Origin of the sequence: Paraburkholderia sp. MPAMCS5 (assembly GCF_036016995.1) — a bacterium.
GTDB lineage: Bacteria > Pseudomonadota > Gammaproteobacteria > Burkholderiales > Burkholderiaceae > Paraburkholderia.
Window position 1 is genome coordinate 137,125 of the sequence record NZ_JAYXBK010000001.1, and the last position, 19,129, is coordinate 156,253.

Below are 19,129 nucleotides of genomic sequence, written 5' to 3' on the forward strand. Positions count from 1 at the left end.
AACACGGCGCGAGAGGCTGTCGAAAGGATTCGAAATGCAATAAGTAGGACAATGGTCACGTCAGCACCATCTGCTGGCAGCTCAAACAAGCCAGGTTCAAGCGCATCGAAACATCATCGCGGCCTCGCCATGTTGCTCACGCCATGACACGCATAGAACGACCTTTCGACATCACGCGTTTCGAAGACGAATGGCTGGAAGCGGACGGCTTCGGCGGCTTTGCATCGGGAACCGTGGGCACGCTGCGCACGCGCCGCTATCACGCGTTATTGTTGACGGCCACGCATGCGCCGGGCGGCCGCGTGGTGCTCGTGAACGGTGTCGAAGCATGGCTCGAAGCCGACGGCGCGCGTTATGCGTTGACCATGCAGCGCTACGTGCCGGATGTGCTGTATCCCGACCTCACGGCGAACATGCTCGCATTCGACACGCAACCGTGGCCCACGTGGCGCTTGCAGTTCGATTCGCAAACGCTGATCACGGCGGAAGTGTTCGTCAGCAAGGCGACGCGCGAAACTGTTTTGCGCTGGCGGTGCAAATGCACGTCAGCCGCTTCGCCGACACGCGCGCTCACACTGAAGGTGCGGCCTTTGCTGTCGGGTCGCGACTATCACGCGTTGCATCATGAGAACGCTGCGTTCAACTTCAGCGCGCAAACGAGCGACGACGCGAGCCGCACGAGCTGGCAACCGTATGGCGACCTGCCGCGCATTCACGTCGCGACGAACGGCGTCTACACGCACGCGCCGGACTGGTATCGCAACTTCTGCTACGTTCGGGAACGCGAACGCGGGCTCGACTTCAGCGAAGAGCTCGCGACGCCCGGCGTCTTCAGCTTCAATCTCGCCGAAGGTGAAGCCGTAATGATTCTGAGCGCGTCGGACGCAATTGGCGCGAAAGCCTCGGCAACGCGTCACGCGGCGGAACTTGCCGATATCGAGCGCCAACGCCGCAGCGCTTTGGGCACGCGCCTGCAACGTTCGGCCGATGCCTACGTCGTCGCGCGCAACGAAGGCCGCACGATACTCGCGGGCTTTCCGTGGTTCACCGACTGGGGCCGCGATACGTTCATCGCGATGCGCGGTTTGCTCATCGCGTCCGGCCGTCTCGACGAGGCCGAGGCGATCCTGCTCGAATGGTCCGGCACCTTGTCCGAAGGCATGTTGCCGAATCGCTTTCCCGATTCCGGCGACACGCCCGAATACAACGCCGTCGATGCATCGCTGTGGTTCATCGTCGCGGTGCACGACTATCTGGCGACGCAGCACGCGAGCGCGGAAACGCGCGCGCATCTCCAGCAGGCCGCCGAGGCGATTCTCGCGGGCTACACGCGAGGCACGCGCTTTAACATCAAGGCATCTTCGGATGACGATTTGTTGAGCGCGGGCGTTCCCGGCATGCAACTCACGTGGATGGACGCGAAGGTCGGCGATCGGGTCGTCACGCCGCGCATCGGCAAGCCGGTCGAAGTGCAGGCGCTCTGGATCAACGCATTGCGCATTGCAGCAAGGTGGAATCCGCAATGGCAACCCGCGGCCGGGCGCGCGTTGCAGGCCTTTCATGAACGCTTTGTCGAGCCTTCCACGCAAACGCTTTTCGACAACATCGACGTCGATCACGTGAAAGGCGCGATGGACCGCTCCATTCGTCCGAATCAGATTTTCGCGGTGGGCGGCTTGCCGTTTCCCTTGCTCGAAGGCGCGGCGGCGCGCGCGGTCGTCGATCGGGTCGAAGCGCAACTGCTCACGCCGCTCGGCTTGCGCACGCTCGCGCCGTCGGACCCCGCTTATCGCGGGCGCTACGGCGGCGCGCCGTCCGAACGCGATGGCGCCTATCATCAAGGCACCGTGTGGCCGTGGCTGCTCGGCCCGTTTGTCGAGGCGTGGTTGCGCGTTCACGGCGACACGGCGGATGCGCGGCAACAAGCCAGAACGCGCTTTCTCGATCCGCTGTACGCGCATCTCGATTGCGCCGGGCTCGATCACATGTCCGAACTCGCCGACGGCGACGCGCCGCACGCGCCCGCCGGCACGCCGTTTCAGGCGTGGTCGCTCGGCGAGCTGCTGCGCATCGAAACGCTGCTTGCCGGTTTGAATCGCACCGTGGCGTAAACCGCGCTACGATGTGTGTCCCATCGCCAAGCCCGACGCAAGGACGCTGTCATGCCACCGCTGCGCGCTGCCAACCTGTTCGCCACCCTTGAAGGCTCACGTCTGCACTCGGCGGATTGCGCCCAATGGCAGCGCTGGGGACCATATCTGAGCGAGCGTCAATGGGGCACCGTGCGCGAGGATTACAGCGCGAACGGCACCGCGTGGGACTCCTTTCCGCACGACCATGCGCGCAGCCGCGCGTATCGCTGGGGCGAGGACGGCATTGCCGGTTTCGGCGACGACACACTCAGCTGGTGCGTGTCGCTCGCGCTGTGGAATCGCAAGGATGCGATCCTGAAGGAGCGCCTGTTCGGCCTCACGAACGCGCAGGGCAATCATGGCGAGGACGTGAAGGAGCTGTACTTCTATCTCGACGGCACGCCCACGCATTCGTACATGCGGATGCTCTACAAGTATCCGCACGCGGCCTATCCGTATCAGGATCTGATCGACGAAAACGCTCGGCGTGGCGGTGAGATGCCGGAGTACGAGATTCTCGATACCGGTGTGTTCGACGATTCGTGCTACTTCGACGTGCAGGTGGAATACGCGAAGCACGCGCCCGACGACATCGTAATGCGCGTGACAATCGAGAACCGCGCGGACGAAGCCGCTTCGCTCGACGTGCTTCCGCAAATCTGGGCGCGCAATTCGTGGTCGTGGAAAGGGAATCCGGACAAGCCCTCGCTTCTGGCTGGCGCCGATCACAACGGCCACGCGCAGTTGATCGGGCATCAGCAAGGACATGAGCCGATTGTCGTCACGGCGTGGTCGAACGACGCGCCGCAGATCACATGGCTCCTGTGCGAAAACGACACCAATGTGAAGCGCCTGTACGGCATGCAAGCCGAAGGTCCGTTCAAGGACGGCTTTAACGATTATCTCGTGCACGGCGATCAGCAAGCGGTGCGTCGCGACCGCGGCACCAAGGCGGGCGCGCATGCGCCGATCGAACTCGGTCCGCATGGGCGCGCGGTGGTGTACATGCGCTGGCGCCCGGAAGCGCGGCCTGACGAAGTGCCGTTCGATGCGGACGCGTTGTTTGCCAGGCGGATCGCCGAGGCCGACGAATTCTACGGCGCATTGCAACACGAAATGAATGATCCCGACGCGCGCCTCGTGCAGCGCCAGGCGCTCGCGGGCATGCTGTGGTCCAAGCAGTATTACCGGTACGATGTGCATCGCTGGCTCGAAGGCGATCCATTGCAACCGAAGCCCGCGGACGCGCGCAAACATGGCCGCAACGCAGACTGGATGCATCTGTGCAATGCGGACATCGTGTCGATGCCGGACAAATGGGAATATCCGTGGTACGCGTCATGGGATCTCGCGTTTCATGCCGCGGCGTTCGCGCTGATCGATCCCGCGTTTGCCAAGCGTCAATTGCTGCTGCTCGTGAAAGACCGCTATCAGCATCCGAATGGACAACTGCCCGCGTACGAGTGGGCGCTGAGCGATGCGAATCCGCCGGTGCATGCGTGGGCCGCGTGGCGCGTCTACGAAATCGATCGCGCGCTCACGGGCAAGGCGGACCGCGATTTCCTCGAACTCGTTTTCCATAAGCTGCTGCTGAATTTTTCGTGGTGGGTGAACCGCAAGGACGCCGACGGCCGCAATATTTTTCAGGGCGGTTTTCTCGGGCTCGACAACGTCGGCATTTTCGACCGCTCGTCGCCGCTGCCGACCGGCGGCCACATCGATCAGGCCGACGGCACCGCGTGGATGGCCGCCTACGCGCTCGACCTCATGCGCATCGCGCTCGAACTGGCGTATGCGAACCATGTGTTCGTCGACATCGGCGTGAAGTTTTTCGAACACTTTCTGTATATCGCGCAAGCCGTGAGTTGCGACGACGGCTGCGATACCGGACTGTGGGACAGCGAAGACGAATTCTTCTACGACAAGCTGCGCCTGCCTGACGGCAGCAGCCGTCCGATGCGGGTGCGCTCGGTTGTCGGGCTCATTCCGCTGTTCGCCGTGCACGTGCTCGAAGAGCGTTTGCACGGCGAATTGCCGGGATTGCGCGACCGGCTCGTCTGGTTTCTCAAGCATCGGCCTGATCTCGCGAAGCTCGTGTCGCGCTGGAACGAGCCGGGCAAAGGCAACGCGCTGTTGCTCTCGGTGTTGCGCGGGCATCGCATGAAGGCGCTGTTGCGGCGCGCGCTCGACGAAAGCGAGTTTCTCTCCGATCACGGCGTGCGGGCGCTGTCGCGGTATCACCGCGATCATCCGTTCGTGTTCGATTACAACGGCGCCAGCTTCGCGGTCAAATATTTGCCGGCCGAATCGGACACGCGCGTATTCGGCGGCAATTCGAACTGGCGCGGCCCGGTGTGGATGCCGGTGAACTATCTGCTGATCGAATCGCTCTACGAATTTCACCGCTATTACGGCGACGAATTCCGCGTCGAATATCCGACCGGCTCGGGCCAGAAGTTCTCGCTGTGCGAAATCGCCGACGAACTCGCGCGGCGCGCAACGACGCTGTTTCTGAAGAACAGGAATGGCGAGCGTCCGGTAATGGGCGCTTATCCTCTGTTGCAGGCCGACCCGCGTTCCGCCGATCTGATTCTGTTCCACGAGTATTTTCACGGCGACAACGGGCGCGGCGTGGGCGCATCGCATCAAACGGGCTGGACGGGGCTCGTGGCGCTGCTGCTGCAACCGCGCGTGATGGCGGCTTCGGGCAATGTGCCGCTGGCGGGCGAGCCGGGGCGCGCGCCTGTACCCACGGCGCCGAATACGCCGCCCGCGCCCGCGCGGCCCGCGGCGCCGCAGGCCGCACCGCCTGAAGCCGCACCTGAAGCCGCACCTGAAACCACCTCCGCGCTCGCGAGCACGTCGGTCAAATAGCGCGGCATCGTTTTTGAACTGTGTGGGTGCGGGCGTGGTCTTTCCAGTATCGCCACGTCCGTTTCATTGGCTTCCTCAAGTGAATCCCATGTCGACTACACCGAATCCTCAAGCTGCCGATCCACCGAACGCCAACCCCAACGCCGAGCGCAGCTGCAAAGTCAGCGCGACGCCGCACGGCGCGCCGCCGTCGCCCGCAGGCAAGCATCCTGCGCCGCCTTGCACGCTCGTGATCTTCGGCGCGGGCGGCGACCTCACCAGGCGTCTTTTGATGCCCGCGCTCTACAACCTCGCGGTGGACGGCTTGCTCGACGGCGGCATGCAGATTGTCGGCGTCAATCATGGCGAGCGCGAGACGAGCGAGTGGACCGAAGACCTGCACCAGTCGCTGCAAAAATTCGCCGCCGACAAAGCCAGCACCTTTCACGCGGGCAAACTCGACGACACAGCGTGGGATTGGGTCGCGCAGCGCCTCGAATACATGGCGGGCGAGTTCGAAACGCCCGACACCTTCACGAAGCTCAAGCAGAAGCTCGCGCAGACGCCGGGCGGCAATGTGATTTTCTATCTGGCAGTCGGCTCGCGCTTTTTCAAACCCATCGTCGAACATCTGGGCGACGCGGGTTTGCTCAAGGAAGACGGCGGCTTTCGCCGCATTGTGATTGAGAAGCCGTTCGGCACCGATCTCGCCTCGGCGCGCGATCTGAATGCCCACATTCTGTCGTATGCGAAGGAATCGCAGATCTATCGCATCGATCATTTTCTCGGCAAGGACACGGTGCAAAGCATTCTCGCCGTGCGCTTCGCGAATGCGCTCTTCGAGCCGGTGTGGCGGCGCGAATACATCGACAGTGTGCAGATCACGGCGGCTGAAACGATCGGCGTGGAAGGACGCGGCAAGTTTTACGAGCAGACCGGCGCGTTTCGCGACATGGTGCCGAACCATCTGTTCCAGTTGCTCGGCATGGTCGCGATGGAGCCGCCCAATTCATTCGATGCCGAAGCCGTGCGCGATAAAAAGGCCGACATCTTCGATGCGATCGTGCCGCTGTCGCCGGACGACGTCGTGTTTGGACAATACGAAAAGGGACCGGCGGGCGTGGGCTATCGCGAGGAACCGGATGTCGCGCCGGACAGCGCGACGGAAACCTATGCCGCCGCGCGCGTGTTCATCGAAAACTGGCGTTGGGCGGGCGTGCCTTTCTATTTGCGCACGGGCAAGCGGCTTGCCGCGCGCCGCACTGAGATTTCCGTGCAACTGAAGCCGGTGCCGTTCCGTTTGTTTCGCGACACGCCGGTCGACGCGCTCACGCCGAACGTGCTGACCTTGCGCATCGATCCCGCGCACGGCACGAGCTTCGACTTCAATGTGAAAACGCCGGGCCCAGTCATGCAGATCGGCCCGGTGCAGTCTTCGTTCGACTACGGCGATTTCTTCGCGGAACGCGCGAACGTCGGCTATGAAACGCTGCTCTACGACTGCATGCTGGGCGATGAGACATTGTTCCAGCGCGCCGACAGCATCGAAACGAGCTGGTGCGCGGTGGACGACGTGCTGCATCCCAAAACAGGCGGCGCGATTGCACTGCGCGGCTATGCGGCCGGCAGCGAAGGGCCCGCGGAAGCAGACGCGCTCCTGGCGCGCGACGGCCGCGCATGGCGTCCGTTGAAACCGGACGCGGTCGAGAAGAAGTAATACCGTGAAGCGACACAACACAAACCGGGGGTCAATCTTGGCGACATCGAAAGCAAAAGCAGCGACAGGCAGCGAGCGGATTCTCGCAATCGACGTGGGCGGCACCGGCCTGAAAGCGGCGATCATCGACGCGGACGGTCAGATGCAAACCGAGCGCGTGCGCGTGGCGACGCCGCATCCGTGCACGCCGGATCAACTCGTCGATGCATTGGCGAAACTGGTCCAGCCGTTGATCGAAAAAGCACCGCCCGCGTTGATGTCCATCGGCTTTCCGGGCGTGGTGCGCAACAACCGCATTCTGACCGCGCCGCATTTCGGCGTGGAAGGCTGGCACGACATTCCGCTTGCCGATTCGCTCGCGCAGAAGCTGGGCGGCCTGCCGGTGCGCATGATCAACGACGCCGAAATGCAGGGCTTCGCCGCCATTGAAGGCAAAGGTCTCGAATTCGTTCTGACGCTCGGCACCGGCGCGGGCACCGCGCTCTTTCGCGACGGCGAGCTGATGCCGCATCTGGAGCTTGCGCATCATCCCGTCAGCAAGAAAGGCGTGGCCTACGACGAATACATCGGCGAGGCGGCGCGCGAAAAAGCCGGGAATAAACGCTGGAACCGGCGCGTTCATAAGGTGATCGGAATTCTCGAAGCGCTCGTGAATTACGACAAGTTGTGGATTGGCGGCGGCAACGCGGCACGCCTGAATTTCGATTTGCCGGCCAACGTGGCGACCGTTTCGAACGACGCGGGCATTGAAGGCGGCGCGCGGCTATGGCATCCGCGCTCGGTGCGTGAGACGCGGCAGCTTCCTGAGGCGAACGCGCGCACGGGCAAGTTCAAATAGGATTCGGCTGACGCACACGCCACTAGCCGGGAGCAAAACGGGAGCAAAATCAGCCATGATTCGACGCGCTAACTTTGGCGCTTTACGGCGCCTGATCTCCATCGGCGTGGGTGTGATGCTCGCTGCCGCCGCGCCGCATGCCTTTGCAGCCGACGCGTTTGCACTGACATCGCCGGGCACCGCCGACGGCGGCACACTCGATTCGAGCCATGCGGCAAGCGCCAACCATTGCGGCGGCGGCAACGTGTCGCCCGCGCTGCAATGGCGCAATGCGCCTGCGGGCACGAAGAGCTACGCCGTGACTCTCTTCGATGCCGACGGCGCCAAGGGCTTGGGCATCGTGCATTGGGTGTTGTATGGCATTGCGCCCTCCGTCACCTCGATGGGCGCGGGCGCCGCGCCGTCGGGAAGCGTCGGCGGAACGAATCGCTTCGGCGATCCCGGCTATTTCGGGCCGTGTCCGACGGTCGGCGACGTTCCGCACCACTATCTCGTGCAGATCTATGCGCTCGATCTTCTGCCGGACGCCTTGCCCGCCGGATTGTCGAGAGACGCGTTGCTCGACGCGATCAAAGATCACGTCGTGGGCGCAACCAGCACGGTGCTTCGCTACGGCCGGTAATCGCCGCGCTGGCCGCCGCTGAAGCTCGGCGCAGGTTCAGCGAGCGGCGTCGCCCCAACGGTATTCGACGCTGGCTTCTTCGAGTTGCTTCTTGATGTCGGCGTCCAGCACGAGGTCGGAAACCGTCAGCGTATCGGCCAGTTGCTCGGCGCGGCTCGCACCGATAATCGCCGACGTCACATGCGGACTGGCCAGAACCCACGCGAGCGATGCGCGCGTCAGCGACTCGCCGGTCGGCTCGACAATCTTTTTGAGCCGCTCGATGGTGCTGAACTCGCGTTCATGCCAGTAGCGCTGCGAGTACATTGCGCCCGCCGTGCCGACACTTTCCGTGAAGCGCCCGCTAGTGGGCGTGGCGTCGAGCTTGTGCTTGCCCGTCAGCAAGCCGCCGGCGAGCGGGTTATACGGCATCACGGCGAGTTGCTCTTCGTCGGCGAGAGGCAGCAGTTCGCGTTCGATCTGGCGGAACAGCAGGTTGTAGCGCGGCTGCACCGAGACGAAACGCGCCACCCGCAGGACATCCGCGCGACCGAGCGCGCGCGCGAGCCGGTACGCAAGAAAGTTCGACACGCCGATGTAGCGCGCTTTGCCCGAGCGAACGATTGTGTCGAGCGCTTCGAGTGTTTCGTCGAGCGGCGTGTTCGCGTCGTCGGAATGGAGTTGATAGAGGTCCACGTAATCGGTGCCGAGGCGCTGTAGCGAGGCGTCGATTGCATCGAGCAGATGCTTGCGCGACGCGCCTTGATCCCACGCCGAAGGGCCCATTTTGCCAACCGCCTTCGTGGCCAGAATGAAGCGATCGCGTTTGCCTTTCAGCCAGCGTCCGACGATTTCCTCCGTGCGTCCGGCATTTGTCTCGCCGCCGCCGAGCGGATAGACGTTGGCCGTATCGATGAAATTCACGCCCGCGTCCGCCGCGGTGTCGAGAATGCGGCGCGACGCGTCTTCTTCGGTTTGCAGGCCGAAGGTCATGGTGCCAAGACACAAGCGGGAAACAGTCAGGCCAGTGCGGCCGAATTTGCGATATTGCATGCTCAACTCCGGGAATGGGATTCAAGGGTTGCAAAACGAGACTGCAAAAATAGATCCAACGAGGATAAACGCAAATCGAGACTCGCGTTTGGAAGCGGGCTTATTCGGGTTGATTCGGGATTATCCATCGCGCCGCAGTGGGCGCCCGAGCCGCTCGCGCTAGAATCGTTGCAGCCCATTCGCTTGCAGCTTCAGCCGGAATTCCGCCGATGACACGCCCCGCTAACGAAACCACCACCCAAGCCGCAAAGCAAACCACGAGGCAAGTGGACGCCGCGCTCATGACGCGCCGCTCGGTCCGCGCGTTTCTCGCAACGCCCGTGCCGCGCGCCGACGTCGAGGCGATTCTCGAAGTGGCGAGCCGCGCGCCTTCCGGCACCAACATTCAGCCATGGAAAGTGTATGTGGTCACGGGCGAATCGCTCGCGCGTCTTTCGCGCGCCTTGCTTGCGGCTTACGATCATCCGCAGCGCGATGCGCTTTATCGCGAAGAATATCCGTACTATCCGCGCGAATGGGTGTCGCCTTATATCGACCGCCGCCGCAAGATCGGCTGGGATCTATATGGTCTGCTCGGCATTGAAAAGGGCGACAAGGCGCGCATGCATGAACAGCATGCGCAGAACTATCGCTTCTTCGGCGCGCCGGTCGGCTTGTTCTTCACGATCGACCGCGTGCTGGAGCGCGGCAGTTGGCTTGACTACGGCATGTTCCTGCAAGCGATCATGACGGCGGCGCGCGGGCGAGGACTTGACACCTGTCCGCAGGCTGCGTTCACGCAGTTTCATCAGTTGATCGCGGCGCAACTCGACTTGCCGCCAGGCGAACAACTGGTGTGCGGCATGTCGCTCGGATTCGCGGACGAAAGCGCGCCGGTCAACGCGCTGCGAACTGAACGCGAACCGGTCGAACGATTCGCGCGCTTCCTCGATTGAGCTGTTACGTTGCGCACACCGCGCTTGCGTGTCGGGCGCGCCTACTTCCATCCCATCACAAGAGCGAAACATGACAACATCGCGCCGCCATTTCCTGTTGTTGAGCGTGAGCGCGGGCTCATCGCTCGTGCTTGCGCGCGTGGCCTTCGCCGACAGCGGCGCGAAACTCAGCGAGGGCGATCCGCAGGCGCTGGCGCTCGGCTATAAAGAGGACGCGTCGAAAGTCGACACAGCGAAGTTTTCGCAATACGCGGCGGGACAAACTTGCGGCACGTGTTCGCTGTTTCAGGGCAAAGCCACCGACGCTTATGGCGGCTGCACCTTGTTCGGCGACAAACAGGTCGCCACGCGCGGCTGGTGCAGTTCGTACACGAACATGTGAGCCGCGATGTGAGTCGTGATGTGAGCCGCGCGGCGTTTCGTCAGATCAGCGCATCGAGCACGAGAGTATGCGAGCGGCCGATCCACACGGCGGCGTCGCGGTGATCGCGCAGTGCGTCGCCGGTATTCGGATGCACGAAGATGTCGAGCGCGCCGTGATTGAGCGTGAGCCAGCCGACGATCTCGCCGAACTGCTCGTGAGCGAACGCCATTTGATACGACCACATCGGATGCGGCCCGACCGGTCGTTCGTGAAAGCGGCCCATTTGCAGCTTGCCGTTCCAGTGCGCTTCGATCTGTTCACGAAAGGCTGACGCGGCCTCGCGCGTCGCGGAATCGAAATAGACGTGCGCGTGCCAGCTTCGAATGGCGGAGGTGTCGCGAAGAGTCATGATCGGTCCGTTGTCTGTCAGTCGTTATCCGCCAATTATTCTGCTTGAGTTTCCGCCGATGCGCCGGGCGCTCGCCGCGTGTGAAACTCTCGTTCAAAGCGATGCAGCAAACGCGCCCGATGCTGGGCATCGTCGGCGAGCGCGGGGCGCAACGTGATGGCAGGTTCGCGGTCGGGCATATCGAGGCGTGGTCGCTACGTAAGAATGGGCGCGAATTGTCACGCTGCCTGCGCTTTTTTACCATGCGAGCCGTTTCGAATGCGCGCGTGGCGGCGCTCGCGCGGCCGTCCGCCACGGCCCGCCTCGCAGCGACTTTAACCGCCACGCATCAAGCGCCGCCGATGTTTTGCCGCGAAAACGCTTCGCCGGTTTTCGCTGTGCGGCACCGGAGTGACGGCGCGCGCGATACGTTTCAAACTTGCTGGCATGTGCTTTGCTTTTGGCTTATCCGCACATTTATCCGCACATTTTCCACGCGCGCGGGCGCGAGACCTTGCGCGCGAGACGCCGATTCCTCGCGAGAACGGCGCCACCTTGCATACACGAACAATGCTGAACACGAGACCACACATTCTGACGCGCGCCCTGGACGGCGATGTGATGACGCTCGTCTTCTATCCCGACACGGGCTGCCTGCGTTTCGCCGATTCGAGCGGCGTGGTGCGCCATGAACTGCGGCCGCCGCATTCCTGGCTGGCGCTGGTGTCCGCGTCGCGCGGAGTGCGCGGCGGCACACACGCAATGTCCGAAGGCTTGAGTACGCTATTGCATGACTTCTGCGTGAAACGCTGGCGATGGCCCAGCGCTTCCGCGCGCATGTTGGCGCCCACGCACACGCGTGCCATTTCGCTGCCGTTTGCGCCCGCGTTGGCGCACGAACACGCGGAGATGCACGCGTCCTCACGTTCGCTTACGATGGATGTGATGGCGGCGCGGTAGCGGATTCATCAGCCGAAAGACCGCTTGCGGCTTGCGTGTCTGTTCAGTTTCGTTCGATGTCGTTCGTTCAACACCGCGAACGGCATAACCAACTTTGCGAGGTGGGCTATGGAGATGATCGAGCTTGAACCAAGCGTCTCGGCAGACGGACGCGCGGTGATTTTCCAGCTCTCGGCGCGAGGGCGGGACCTCGAATGCGCCGTCACGCGTGAAGCGCTCGAGCAATATTTCTGGCTGCAGCGCGGCGCGGCCGAAGACCGCATGCTGAAAACTTTCGCCGATGGCCGCAAGCGCATCACGGCGGTCGCGGAAAGAAAAATGCTGGCGCGTCCAGGCGAAAAAGTCCTCCTGACTATCAGCGATTTTGCCGCGCGTGGTTGATATCCGTCGACGGGTGCACGCGGTTCGTCCGCGTGACATTGCGCGTGCTTTTTTCGCGCGGACATTCGCGCGGGCGACGCGCGAGTGCGCCGCTGCTCGTCGCGCGCTTCTTCTCTTGCTTCGTCTCGTGCTTCCTACTTGTGTTGTCGCCTTCTCGATCTAGTCGCGCCTTCATTTGCCCCCGATTGTTACGCCGATTCGCCAAACTAACGCGGCAATGCCCTTCCTTTTGCCCAATTGCCTGAGCGTGCGCTCGCCTACACTGTTTTCCATGGAGCGACAAATCACCGAGCCCATCGACGCGGTCTTCCCCCGCGTTGTTTTGAACCGTACCGTTGATGGCAGTGTGCCGCGGTGGTCCACGTGGCAGCGCAGTAAAGCAGTAGGTAGTAGAAGCAATGCAAATGGCGCAGTAGACGATGACGCAGTAGAGGGCGAAGTAGCAACAACCGTTTTCGCAGCAGCAACAACTAGCAACAGCTTGTCAGTTTCGATGGTCACAGGTCGGCGAGCATCCACGCGCGCGCACGACTCTTCCATCCTGTCCGGCCCTGTTCTCTCGCGAGAACAGGGCTTTTTTTTCGTGGATGCGACGAACGGGCAAGACGTTTGCTCTTTAAGTCCATCTTAATATTTGCTTGCCATCATGCTTTCACAGACTCACGTTAGAGCCTGTCGAGCCGCCGGCGCATCGGCGGCGTTCGTGGCCGGCCATCCAATTGATCCGGTGACGAAGCCGAGAGTTAGCGAAGGAGGTTGAATCTATGTCCCGTAAATCGCGAGTCCGCAAGCACAATCCGGCGGCCATGTCGCCGCTGTTGCGTGCGCTGGCCTATAGCCGCACCGCTCACGAACCGGTCACTGCCGCGATGCTGCTGCAATGCTATGCCGCACTCGACGCGTTCCAGCGCGGCCACGGCTCGCGCGATCTGCACTTGACGTTGAGCCGGCACTTGCTGGCGTCGCAGGAATTGGCACGCCTCGGTGTTGGCGAAAACGTTCTCGCCGACATTCAAAGCGGGCATGCGGCGATGGTCGAACTGGACGTCCGCGAGCAGCGGACCGGCGCATGGACGCTGAACGGCCACGAATACGCGCGCCTTTGCACGGCGCTTGCGATTCTCGACGGGCAACTATCGGCGGCATCGTTGAGCGACATTGCGAGCGCGGAGGCGCGCATGATCGAAGGCCTGATGCGCTCGGCGCAGAGGAAGGCGATCGCCGAAGCGGTGCTGTGAACCGCATAGCCGCCGACGAGAAAAACGCCCCACGCGGGGCGTTTTTTATTTGGGCGACCAATTAATCGCCGCACCGCGTCCACCCTCTACGAGTCTCCGTAAAACCGCCCGTCTGGCCACGGTTTGACCGCCGGAACAGGTTTACCGCAACGATCCGCGCTTGCTAGACTGGTTTTCTACTCGCTCGCCGAGAGCGCGATGGTTGCCGTCGTACGACTGCCGGGCGCCGGTCCGCAGCGTCATTCATTGGAGACGCCATGCCTTATATGCTGCTTATCGTCGAGCCGCCGGAACAACGCGTGGAACGCGACGAAGCTCAGGGCCGTGAAGTCTACGACCAGATGGTGCGGTTCGCGGCAGACCTCAAGGCGCGCGGCAAACTGCGCGCGGTCGAGTCGCTCACATCGTCTCACGACGCCGTGCGCGTTCAGGTGCGCGACGGTCAGCCGAAATTGCTCGACGGCCCGTTTGCCGAAGCGAAAGAAATGATCGGCGGCTTCTTCCTGCTCAATTGCGACTCGCGCGAGGAAGCCGTGGCGATCGCGCAGTCCTGTCCGGCGGCGGCGTGGTGCACGGTGGAAGTACGCAAGCTTGGTCCGTGCTTCGCATAAGCGCTTATTGCCTGGGATTTTCCCCAGGCAATAAGCAGAAGTGTCGAGCGGCTCGCGCGTGACTCGTCGTGTGAATAAGAGCCTGCAATACGCTAGCCTCTCAACCCACAATTTAACGACGAAAGGAGTAATGGCCATGCGATTCATGATTCTGGTGAAGGCGACTGCCGCAAGCGAAGCGGGCGAAATGCCCGAAGCATCCCTGATGGCCGCCATGGGCGCGTACCACGAAGAACTCGCCAAAGCCGGCGTGCTGCTCGACGCCACCGGCCTTCAGCCCAGTTCGAAAGGCTGGCGGGTTCGCTATAGCCGTGGCGAGCGCTCGGTGATCGACGGTCCGTTTGCGGAGACCAAGGAATTGATCGCCGGCTATACGCTGATCCAGGTCCGCTCGCGCGAAGAAGCCATGGAATGGGCGCGCCGCTTTCCCGCGCCGTTCGGCGAACAGGCCGATGGTGAAATCGAAGTGCGGCAACTCTACGAACTCGACGATTTCGAGCCGAGCCCGGAACTCGAACGCTTCCGTGAACTGGACGCGGGCCGCAACTGACTTCACGCCAACCGTACATGGGATTCAATCATGCATAAGCAGATTTTCGTCAATCTCGCCGTCGATAATCTCGAACGGTCGAAGGCATTTTTTAGCGCGCTCGGTCTCAGCTTCGACCCGCGATTCACCAACGAGCAGGCGGCGAGTTTGATCCTCGGTGACAATATTTACGCGATGCTGCTGGTCAAGGACTTTTTCAAGTCGTTCACGCATAAGTCGCTGTGTGATCCGAAGGAAAGCACCGAAGTGCTCGTGTGTCTGTCGTGCGAAAGCCGCGCCGAGGTCGACGCGCTGGTCGCGAAGGCGCTCGCCGCGGGCGGCACCGCGCCGCGCGCGCCGCAAGACCACGGCTTCATGTATGGCCACGGTTTCGAAGACATCGACGGACATATCTGGGAGCTGGTCTACATGGACCCGAACGCGAAGGCGGCGGGCTAAGCCTGTGACGAAGCCGGCCGCCCATCGTGCCATCGAGGCAGTCTGGCGGATCGAATCTGCCAAGGTCATTGCACACGTCGCGCGGATCGTGCGCGACGTGGGTCTCGCCGAAGAACTGGCGCAAGACGCACTGGTGGCCGCGCTCGAACATTGGCCCGACGCGGGCGTGCCCGACAACCCCGGAGCGTGGCTGATGGCGGCTGCCAAGAATCGCGCTCTCGACCGCCTGCGGCAGGAAGCGCTGCACGCTCGCAAACGCGAAGAACTGGGCCACGATCTCGACGCGCTGGAGGCGCATCTCGTACCGGATTTCGTCGATGCGCTCGACGCCGCGCGTGCCGACGATATCGGCGACGATCTGCTGCGGCTCGTATTCACCGCGTGTCATCCAGTGTTGTCCACCGACGCGCGCGTCGCGCTCACGCTGCGGCTGCTCGGCGGCTTGACCACGGACGAAATCGCGCGCGCCTTTCTCGTGCCCGAGCCGACCGTCGCGCAACGCATCGTCCGCGCGAAGCGCACGCTCTCGGCGGCAAAAGTGCCGTTCGAAGTGCCGCAAGCCGACGCGCGCGCGCCGCGACTGGCATCGGTGCTGCAAGTGATTTATCTGATTTTCAACGAAGGCTATTCCGCGACCGCCGGCGACGACTGGATGCGCCCGGCGCTTTGCGAAGAAGCGCTGCGGCTTGGGCGCGTAATCAGCGGTCTCGTGCCGGGCGAAAGCGAGGTGCACGGCCTCGTCGCGTTGATGGAGATTCAGGCGTCGCGCACGCATGCGCGGACGGACGCGCGCGGCCGTCCGGTTCTGTTGCTCGATCAGGACCGTAGCCGCTGGGACCCGCTGCTGATCCGTCGCGGGCTGGCCGCGCTCGACACCGCGCACGCACTCGGCGGCGCGAGCGGGCCGTATGCGTTGCAGGCGGCGCTGGCGGCTTGCCACGCGCGCGCGCGTCGCGCAGAGGAAACGGACTGGGCGCAGATCGTCGCGCTATACGACGCGCTGGCGCAGGTGGCGCCGTCGCCGGTCGTCGAATTGAATCGTGCGGTGGCGGTGGGCATGGCGTTCGGGCCAGCGGCGGGACTTGAAATCGCCGACGCGCTCGTCGCCGATGCAGCGCTCGCGAATTATCACTGGTTGCCGAGCGTGCGCGGCGATCTGCTCGCGAAACTTGGCCGCATGGACGAGGCGCGCGCGGAATTCGAGCGCGCTGCCGGAATGACGCGCAATGCGCGCGAGCGCGAATTGATGCTTGAGCGAGCGCGCTCGGCGATGCAGTAGCGCGCCCGAGTTTGTGCGCATAAACCGGGCGCGCGGAAGGGGCGTGCAGGCCGCGTTATCGGATCAGCTCACGGGCAGAACCATCGACCACGCGAAGCTCCGGTCAAGCCGAGAAAAAGGCCATTGCGCCCGTCGCGACGCCCGCCGCCGCAACCACAAACGACAGATTGCGCAGCCACTTCTTGCGCGTCAGCAGTGTGATCGCGCACAGCGCGATGGCGACCTGGATCAGCGTGGTCGCCTGTGCCCAGCGATGATGGCCATGCAGCAGCACTTCGCTCTTCGCGTCGTTGTCGAGCACTTCTTTTTCGATGGCTTCGGCTTTCACGCGAATCGGTTCTTTCTGCTGCTTGTATTTGTCGACGTCGGCGAGGAATTTCGTTTGCGCGTCGGTATTGGCGGCCGCCAGCGCCGCGCCGAGTTCCGCGAGGTTCTGCTTTTCGCCCTTGGCCTGGTAGTAAGCCCACTGGTTCGACGCCTCGGTCTTTTTGATCGCGGCTTCGTTCTTGTAGTAGAGCGCGAGGTTCTCGCTATTGCCGCTCTGATAGGCGCACAGGGCGCCGATGGTCGCGAGGATCGCCGTTACCACGGCCATGCGGCTGCCGAACGAGTCCGCTTCGTGGTGACCGGCGTGCTCGACGGCGTGGTCATGCGGACCGTGAACTTCATACTCTTCAGACATCGCATTCTCCGAGTCGAACTTTTTTGTCGTGTCCGGGCGGCGTGGCCCGAAGAACTCAATCTTAGCCTGTGATGTCGCGATCCGGAAAAAGCCGGCGCCCGGTGCTTGCCAGGCATTCCGCTTCAGGTGCGATGCCCCATCCAAAGCAGCAGTAACGACAGCGTCGCGATGGAGCCGACCGTCGACAGCAAAATGGTGCGCGACGTGATGTCTGCTTCACGTTCATAGAATTCGGCGAGCATGAAGGGGCCGGTGCCGGTGGGCAGCGCGGCGAGCACGACGGCCATTTCGACCAGTTCGGGCGAGAGCCCGAACACGCGCGCCGCGAGCCACCAGGTGAGCGCGGGTTGCACCATCAGCTTGACGAGCGTGAGCAGCAACGGAATGCCGCGCGTGCCCGACCCGGATGGACGCTTTTCGGCGAGAAACAAGCCGAGGCTGACGAGCGCGCACGGACTGGCCGCGCCGCTCAGCAGCTTCAGGAACGTCTCCACGCTGGGCGGCAGCGCGACGTGCAGACTGGCATACAGCGCGCCCGCAATGGGCGACACGATCAGCGGATTGCGCGCCAACGAGCGCAGCACTTTCAGTCCGAGCTTGTGCGGCGTGCGTTCCGTCTGCAAACCGATTTCGATCAGCACGATGGCGCCCGCGAACAGCACGCACGCGACCAGAATCGTCGCGATGGTGGTCGGCGTCAGGCTGGCCTGGCCGAACGCGATCATCCCGAGTGGAAAGCCGATATAGCCTGTGTTGGGGTACGACGCGGCGATCGCGTCGACACTGGCGTCGGCGAGATGGCGGCCGCTCAGCAAACGCATCGCGAGAATCAGCACGAAGATGGCGGCGCATGCAATCGAAAACGTGATGACGAACGCCGGTTGATACAACTGCGCCCACGTCGCGCGCGCCATGGTGTCGAACAGCAGCGCGGGCAGCGCGAGCCAGACCACAAAACGATTCAGTTCCGATGCCGAGTTCGGCCCGAGCACGCCGCGCCGGCGGCACGCAAAGCCCGCGAAGATCAGGCCGAAGACAGGAAGCAGAATCTCAAGAGTGGCTAACATCGGACCGGAATGGGCGCAGAGCGCGCGAGGGAAAAGAACGACCCGTCAGCGTAGTGATTTGCGTTGATACAATCAAATACTGTTTTTTGTCTCCGACGATACCTTTTATGCATCGTCGAAAAAGGTGGATGCAAAGTGATCGACATCAAGCCGCTGCGCTACTTCGTTACGCTTGCCGAGACGCGCCATTTCGGGCGAGCGGCGGCGCGCCTGAATCTGTCGCAACCGCCGTTGAGCCGTCAACTCGCGGCGCTCGAGGCGAGTCTCGGCGTGACGCTGATTGAACGCAGCCCGCGCAACGTCACGCTGACCGCTGCGGGCGAGCGCTTTTATGCGGATGCCAAAGCAATCCTCGCTTCCGTCGAGCAGGCGGTGAGCAACGCGCAGGCGGCGGCGTCCGGCGAAGCAGGCAAGCTCGCGATCGGCTTCACGATGTGCGCCGCGTATAACGTCGTGCCGGGCTACGCGCGGGCGTTCGGCGCGGCGTATCCCGAGGTGGCGCTGAATCTGCGCGAAGTGGTATCGAACGATCTGGCCGCGCAGGTGGTGGCGGGGCACATCGACGCGGCCATCATGTTTCCGCATGCGCCCGACAAGGGGCTCGCCACGCGCACGATACTGCGCGAGCCGTTGTGCGTCGCGCTGTCGCGCAGCCATCCGCGACTCCGCGCGCGGCGGCTCAAGATCGCGCAACTGGCCGGCGAGCCGTTCGTGCTCGCCTCCGAGGAAGTCGCGCCGACCTTGCGCGCGACCATCCTCGAACATTGCCGCTCGGGCGGCTTCGAACCCGACATTCGCTTCGAAGTGCAATTGCAGCAAACGGTGTTGAGTCTCGTCGACGAAGGTGTCGGTGTGGCGCTGGTTCCCGCCTCCATGCGCAAGGTGCAGCTCGCCGGCGTGGTGTTCAAACCGCTGGTGGACGCGCCATTGATTGAGCAGGCGCTGGCGTGGTCGCCGGCGAACCGGAACCCTTGTCTGGCGCGGTTTCTGGAGTTGACGTGAGGCACGGCGATTTGATGCGGCAACATTTCCGCGAGGAATC

At 63.0% G+C, this 19,129-nt stretch carries 19 protein-coding genes; 15 read left to right on the top strand and 4 right to left on the bottom strand.

What is annotated here, in order from left to right; translation table 11 throughout:
* Nucleotides 1-143 precede the first annotated feature (143 nt).
* The 5 genes from VOM14_RS00655 (at nucleotide 144) to VOM14_RS00675 (ending at nucleotide 8,162) form a co-directional block, all read left to right on the top strand.
* Nucleotides 144-2,111 (top strand): amylo-alpha-1,6-glucosidase, encoded by a 1,968-nt coding sequence (locus tag VOM14_RS00655; protein ID WP_327626732.1) that lies wholly within the window; start codon nucleotides 144-146, stop codon nucleotides 2,109-2,111.
* A 51-nt stretch (nucleotides 2,112-2,162) separates the two neighbouring features.
* Nucleotides 2,163-5,006: an MGH1-like glycoside hydrolase domain-containing protein gene (locus VOM14_RS00660; protein ID WP_327626733.1), complete on the top strand. Its 2,844-nt coding sequence runs from the start codon at nucleotides 2,163-2,165 to the stop codon at nucleotides 5,004-5,006.
* A gap of 88 nt (nucleotides 5,007-5,094) precedes the next feature.
* Nucleotides 5,095-6,702 (top strand): glucose-6-phosphate dehydrogenase, encoded by a 1,608-nt coding sequence (zwf, locus tag VOM14_RS00665; protein ID WP_327626734.1) that lies wholly within the window; start codon nucleotides 5,095-5,097, stop codon nucleotides 6,700-6,702.
* A gap of 37 nt (nucleotides 6,703-6,739) precedes the next feature.
* Nucleotides 6,740-7,540: an ROK family protein gene (locus VOM14_RS00670; RefSeq protein WP_327626735.1), complete on the top strand. Its 801-nt coding sequence runs from the start codon at nucleotides 6,740-6,742 to the stop codon at nucleotides 7,538-7,540.
* Between the two features lie 55 nt (nucleotides 7,541-7,595).
* Nucleotides 7,596-8,162 carry a YbhB/YbcL family Raf kinase inhibitor-like protein gene (locus VOM14_RS00675; RefSeq protein ID WP_327626736.1) on the top strand — a complete coding sequence of 189 codons (567 nt, stop codon included), beginning with the start codon at nucleotides 7,596-7,598 and terminating at the stop codon, nucleotides 8,160-8,162.
* A 36-nt stretch (nucleotides 8,163-8,198) separates the two neighbouring features.
* Here the strand turns inward: VOM14_RS00675 and VOM14_RS00680 are convergent, their stop codons facing one another.
* Nucleotides 8,199-9,194, bottom strand: coding sequence for an aldo/keto reductase (locus tag VOM14_RS00680; protein WP_327626737.1), 996 nt, complete (start codon nucleotides 9,192-9,194; stop codon nucleotides 8,199-8,201).
* A 209-nt stretch (nucleotides 9,195-9,403) separates the two neighbouring features.
* On the opposite strand from VOM14_RS00680, the gene VOM14_RS00685 reads away from it, so the two are divergent.
* Together VOM14_RS00685 and VOM14_RS00690 are read left to right on the top strand one after the other, a co-directional pair.
* Entirely contained in the window at nucleotides 9,404-10,129 is a 726-nt protein-coding gene (locus VOM14_RS00685) for a nitroreductase (protein WP_327626738.1), read from the top strand.
* A 70-nt stretch (nucleotides 10,130-10,199) separates the two neighbouring features.
* Nucleotides 10,200-10,511 carry a high-potential iron-sulfur protein gene (locus tag VOM14_RS00690; protein WP_327626739.1) on the top strand — a complete coding sequence of 104 codons (312 nt, stop codon included), beginning with the start codon at nucleotides 10,200-10,202 and terminating at the stop codon, nucleotides 10,509-10,511.
* 40 nt (nucleotides 10,512-10,551) lie between these two features.
* Here VOM14_RS00690 and VOM14_RS00695 read toward each other — a convergent pair whose 3' ends face one another.
* A complete protein-coding gene (locus VOM14_RS00695; protein WP_327626740.1) occupies nucleotides 10,552-10,902 on the bottom strand; it encodes a DOPA 4,5-dioxygenase family protein in 351 nt (116 codons plus the stop codon).
* A gap of 534 nt (nucleotides 10,903-11,436) precedes the next feature.
* Here VOM14_RS00695 and VOM14_RS00700 point away from each other — a divergent pair.
* The 7 genes from VOM14_RS00700 to VOM14_RS00730 all read left to right on the top strand — a co-directional run bounded on the left by VOM14_RS00700 (nucleotide 11,437) and on the right by VOM14_RS00730 (nucleotide 16,338).
* Nucleotides 11,437-11,841, top strand: a complete 405-nt coding sequence (locus VOM14_RS00700) for a hypothetical protein (protein ID WP_327626741.1) — start codon at nucleotides 11,437-11,439, stop codon at nucleotides 11,839-11,841.
* A gap of 108 nt (nucleotides 11,842-11,949) precedes the next feature.
* A complete protein-coding gene (locus VOM14_RS00705) occupies nucleotides 11,950-12,222 on the top strand; it encodes a DUF1488 domain-containing protein (protein WP_327626742.1) in 273 nt (90 codons plus the stop codon).
* Nucleotides 12,223-12,986: 764 nt separating this feature from the next.
* On the top strand, nucleotides 12,987-13,460 hold the full coding sequence (locus VOM14_RS00710) for a hypothetical protein (protein WP_327626743.1): 474 nt from the start codon (nucleotides 12,987-12,989) through the stop codon (nucleotides 13,458-13,460).
* Nucleotides 13,461-13,717: 257 nt separating this feature from the next.
* Nucleotides 13,718-14,071, top strand: a complete 354-nt coding sequence (locus tag VOM14_RS00715) for a YciI family protein (protein ID WP_327626744.1) — start codon at nucleotides 13,718-13,720, stop codon at nucleotides 14,069-14,071.
* 136 nt (nucleotides 14,072-14,207) lie between these two features.
* The gene (locus tag VOM14_RS00720) at nucleotides 14,208-14,621 is read left to right on the top strand and encodes a YciI family protein (protein WP_327626745.1); all 414 of its coding nucleotides are present in this window, start codon (nucleotides 14,208-14,210) and stop codon (nucleotides 14,619-14,621) included.
* Between the two features lie 30 nt (nucleotides 14,622-14,651).
* Nucleotides 14,652-15,059 carry a VOC family protein gene (locus tag VOM14_RS00725; protein ID WP_327626746.1) on the top strand — a complete coding sequence of 136 codons (408 nt, stop codon included), beginning with the start codon at nucleotides 14,652-14,654 and terminating at the stop codon, nucleotides 15,057-15,059.
* 4 nt (nucleotides 15,060-15,063) lie between these two features.
* On the top strand, nucleotides 15,064-16,338 hold the full coding sequence (locus VOM14_RS00730) for an RNA polymerase sigma factor (RefSeq protein ID WP_327626747.1): 1,275 nt from the start codon (nucleotides 15,064-15,066) through the stop codon (nucleotides 16,336-16,338).
* A gap of 103 nt (nucleotides 16,339-16,441) precedes the next feature.
* Here the strand turns inward: VOM14_RS00730 and VOM14_RS00735 are convergent, their stop codons facing one another.
* Both VOM14_RS00735 and VOM14_RS00740 read right to left on the bottom strand, forming a co-directional pair.
* Nucleotides 16,442-17,020: a DUF4337 domain-containing protein gene (locus VOM14_RS00735; protein WP_327626748.1), complete on the bottom strand. Its 579-nt coding sequence runs from the start codon at nucleotides 17,018-17,020 to the stop codon at nucleotides 16,442-16,444.
* Nucleotides 17,021-17,142: 122 nt separating this feature from the next.
* Nucleotides 17,143-18,087, bottom strand: coding sequence for an AEC family transporter (locus tag VOM14_RS00740; RefSeq protein ID WP_327626749.1), 945 nt, complete (start codon nucleotides 18,085-18,087; stop codon nucleotides 17,143-17,145).
* 135 nt (nucleotides 18,088-18,222) lie between these two features.
* Between VOM14_RS00740 and VOM14_RS00745 the strand changes: the two genes are divergently transcribed.
* The gene (locus tag VOM14_RS00745) at nucleotides 18,223-19,089 is read left to right on the top strand and encodes a LysR family transcriptional regulator (RefSeq protein ID WP_327626750.1); all 867 of its coding nucleotides are present in this window, start codon (nucleotides 18,223-18,225) and stop codon (nucleotides 19,087-19,089) included.
* Nucleotides 19,090-19,129 lie beyond the last annotated feature (40 nt).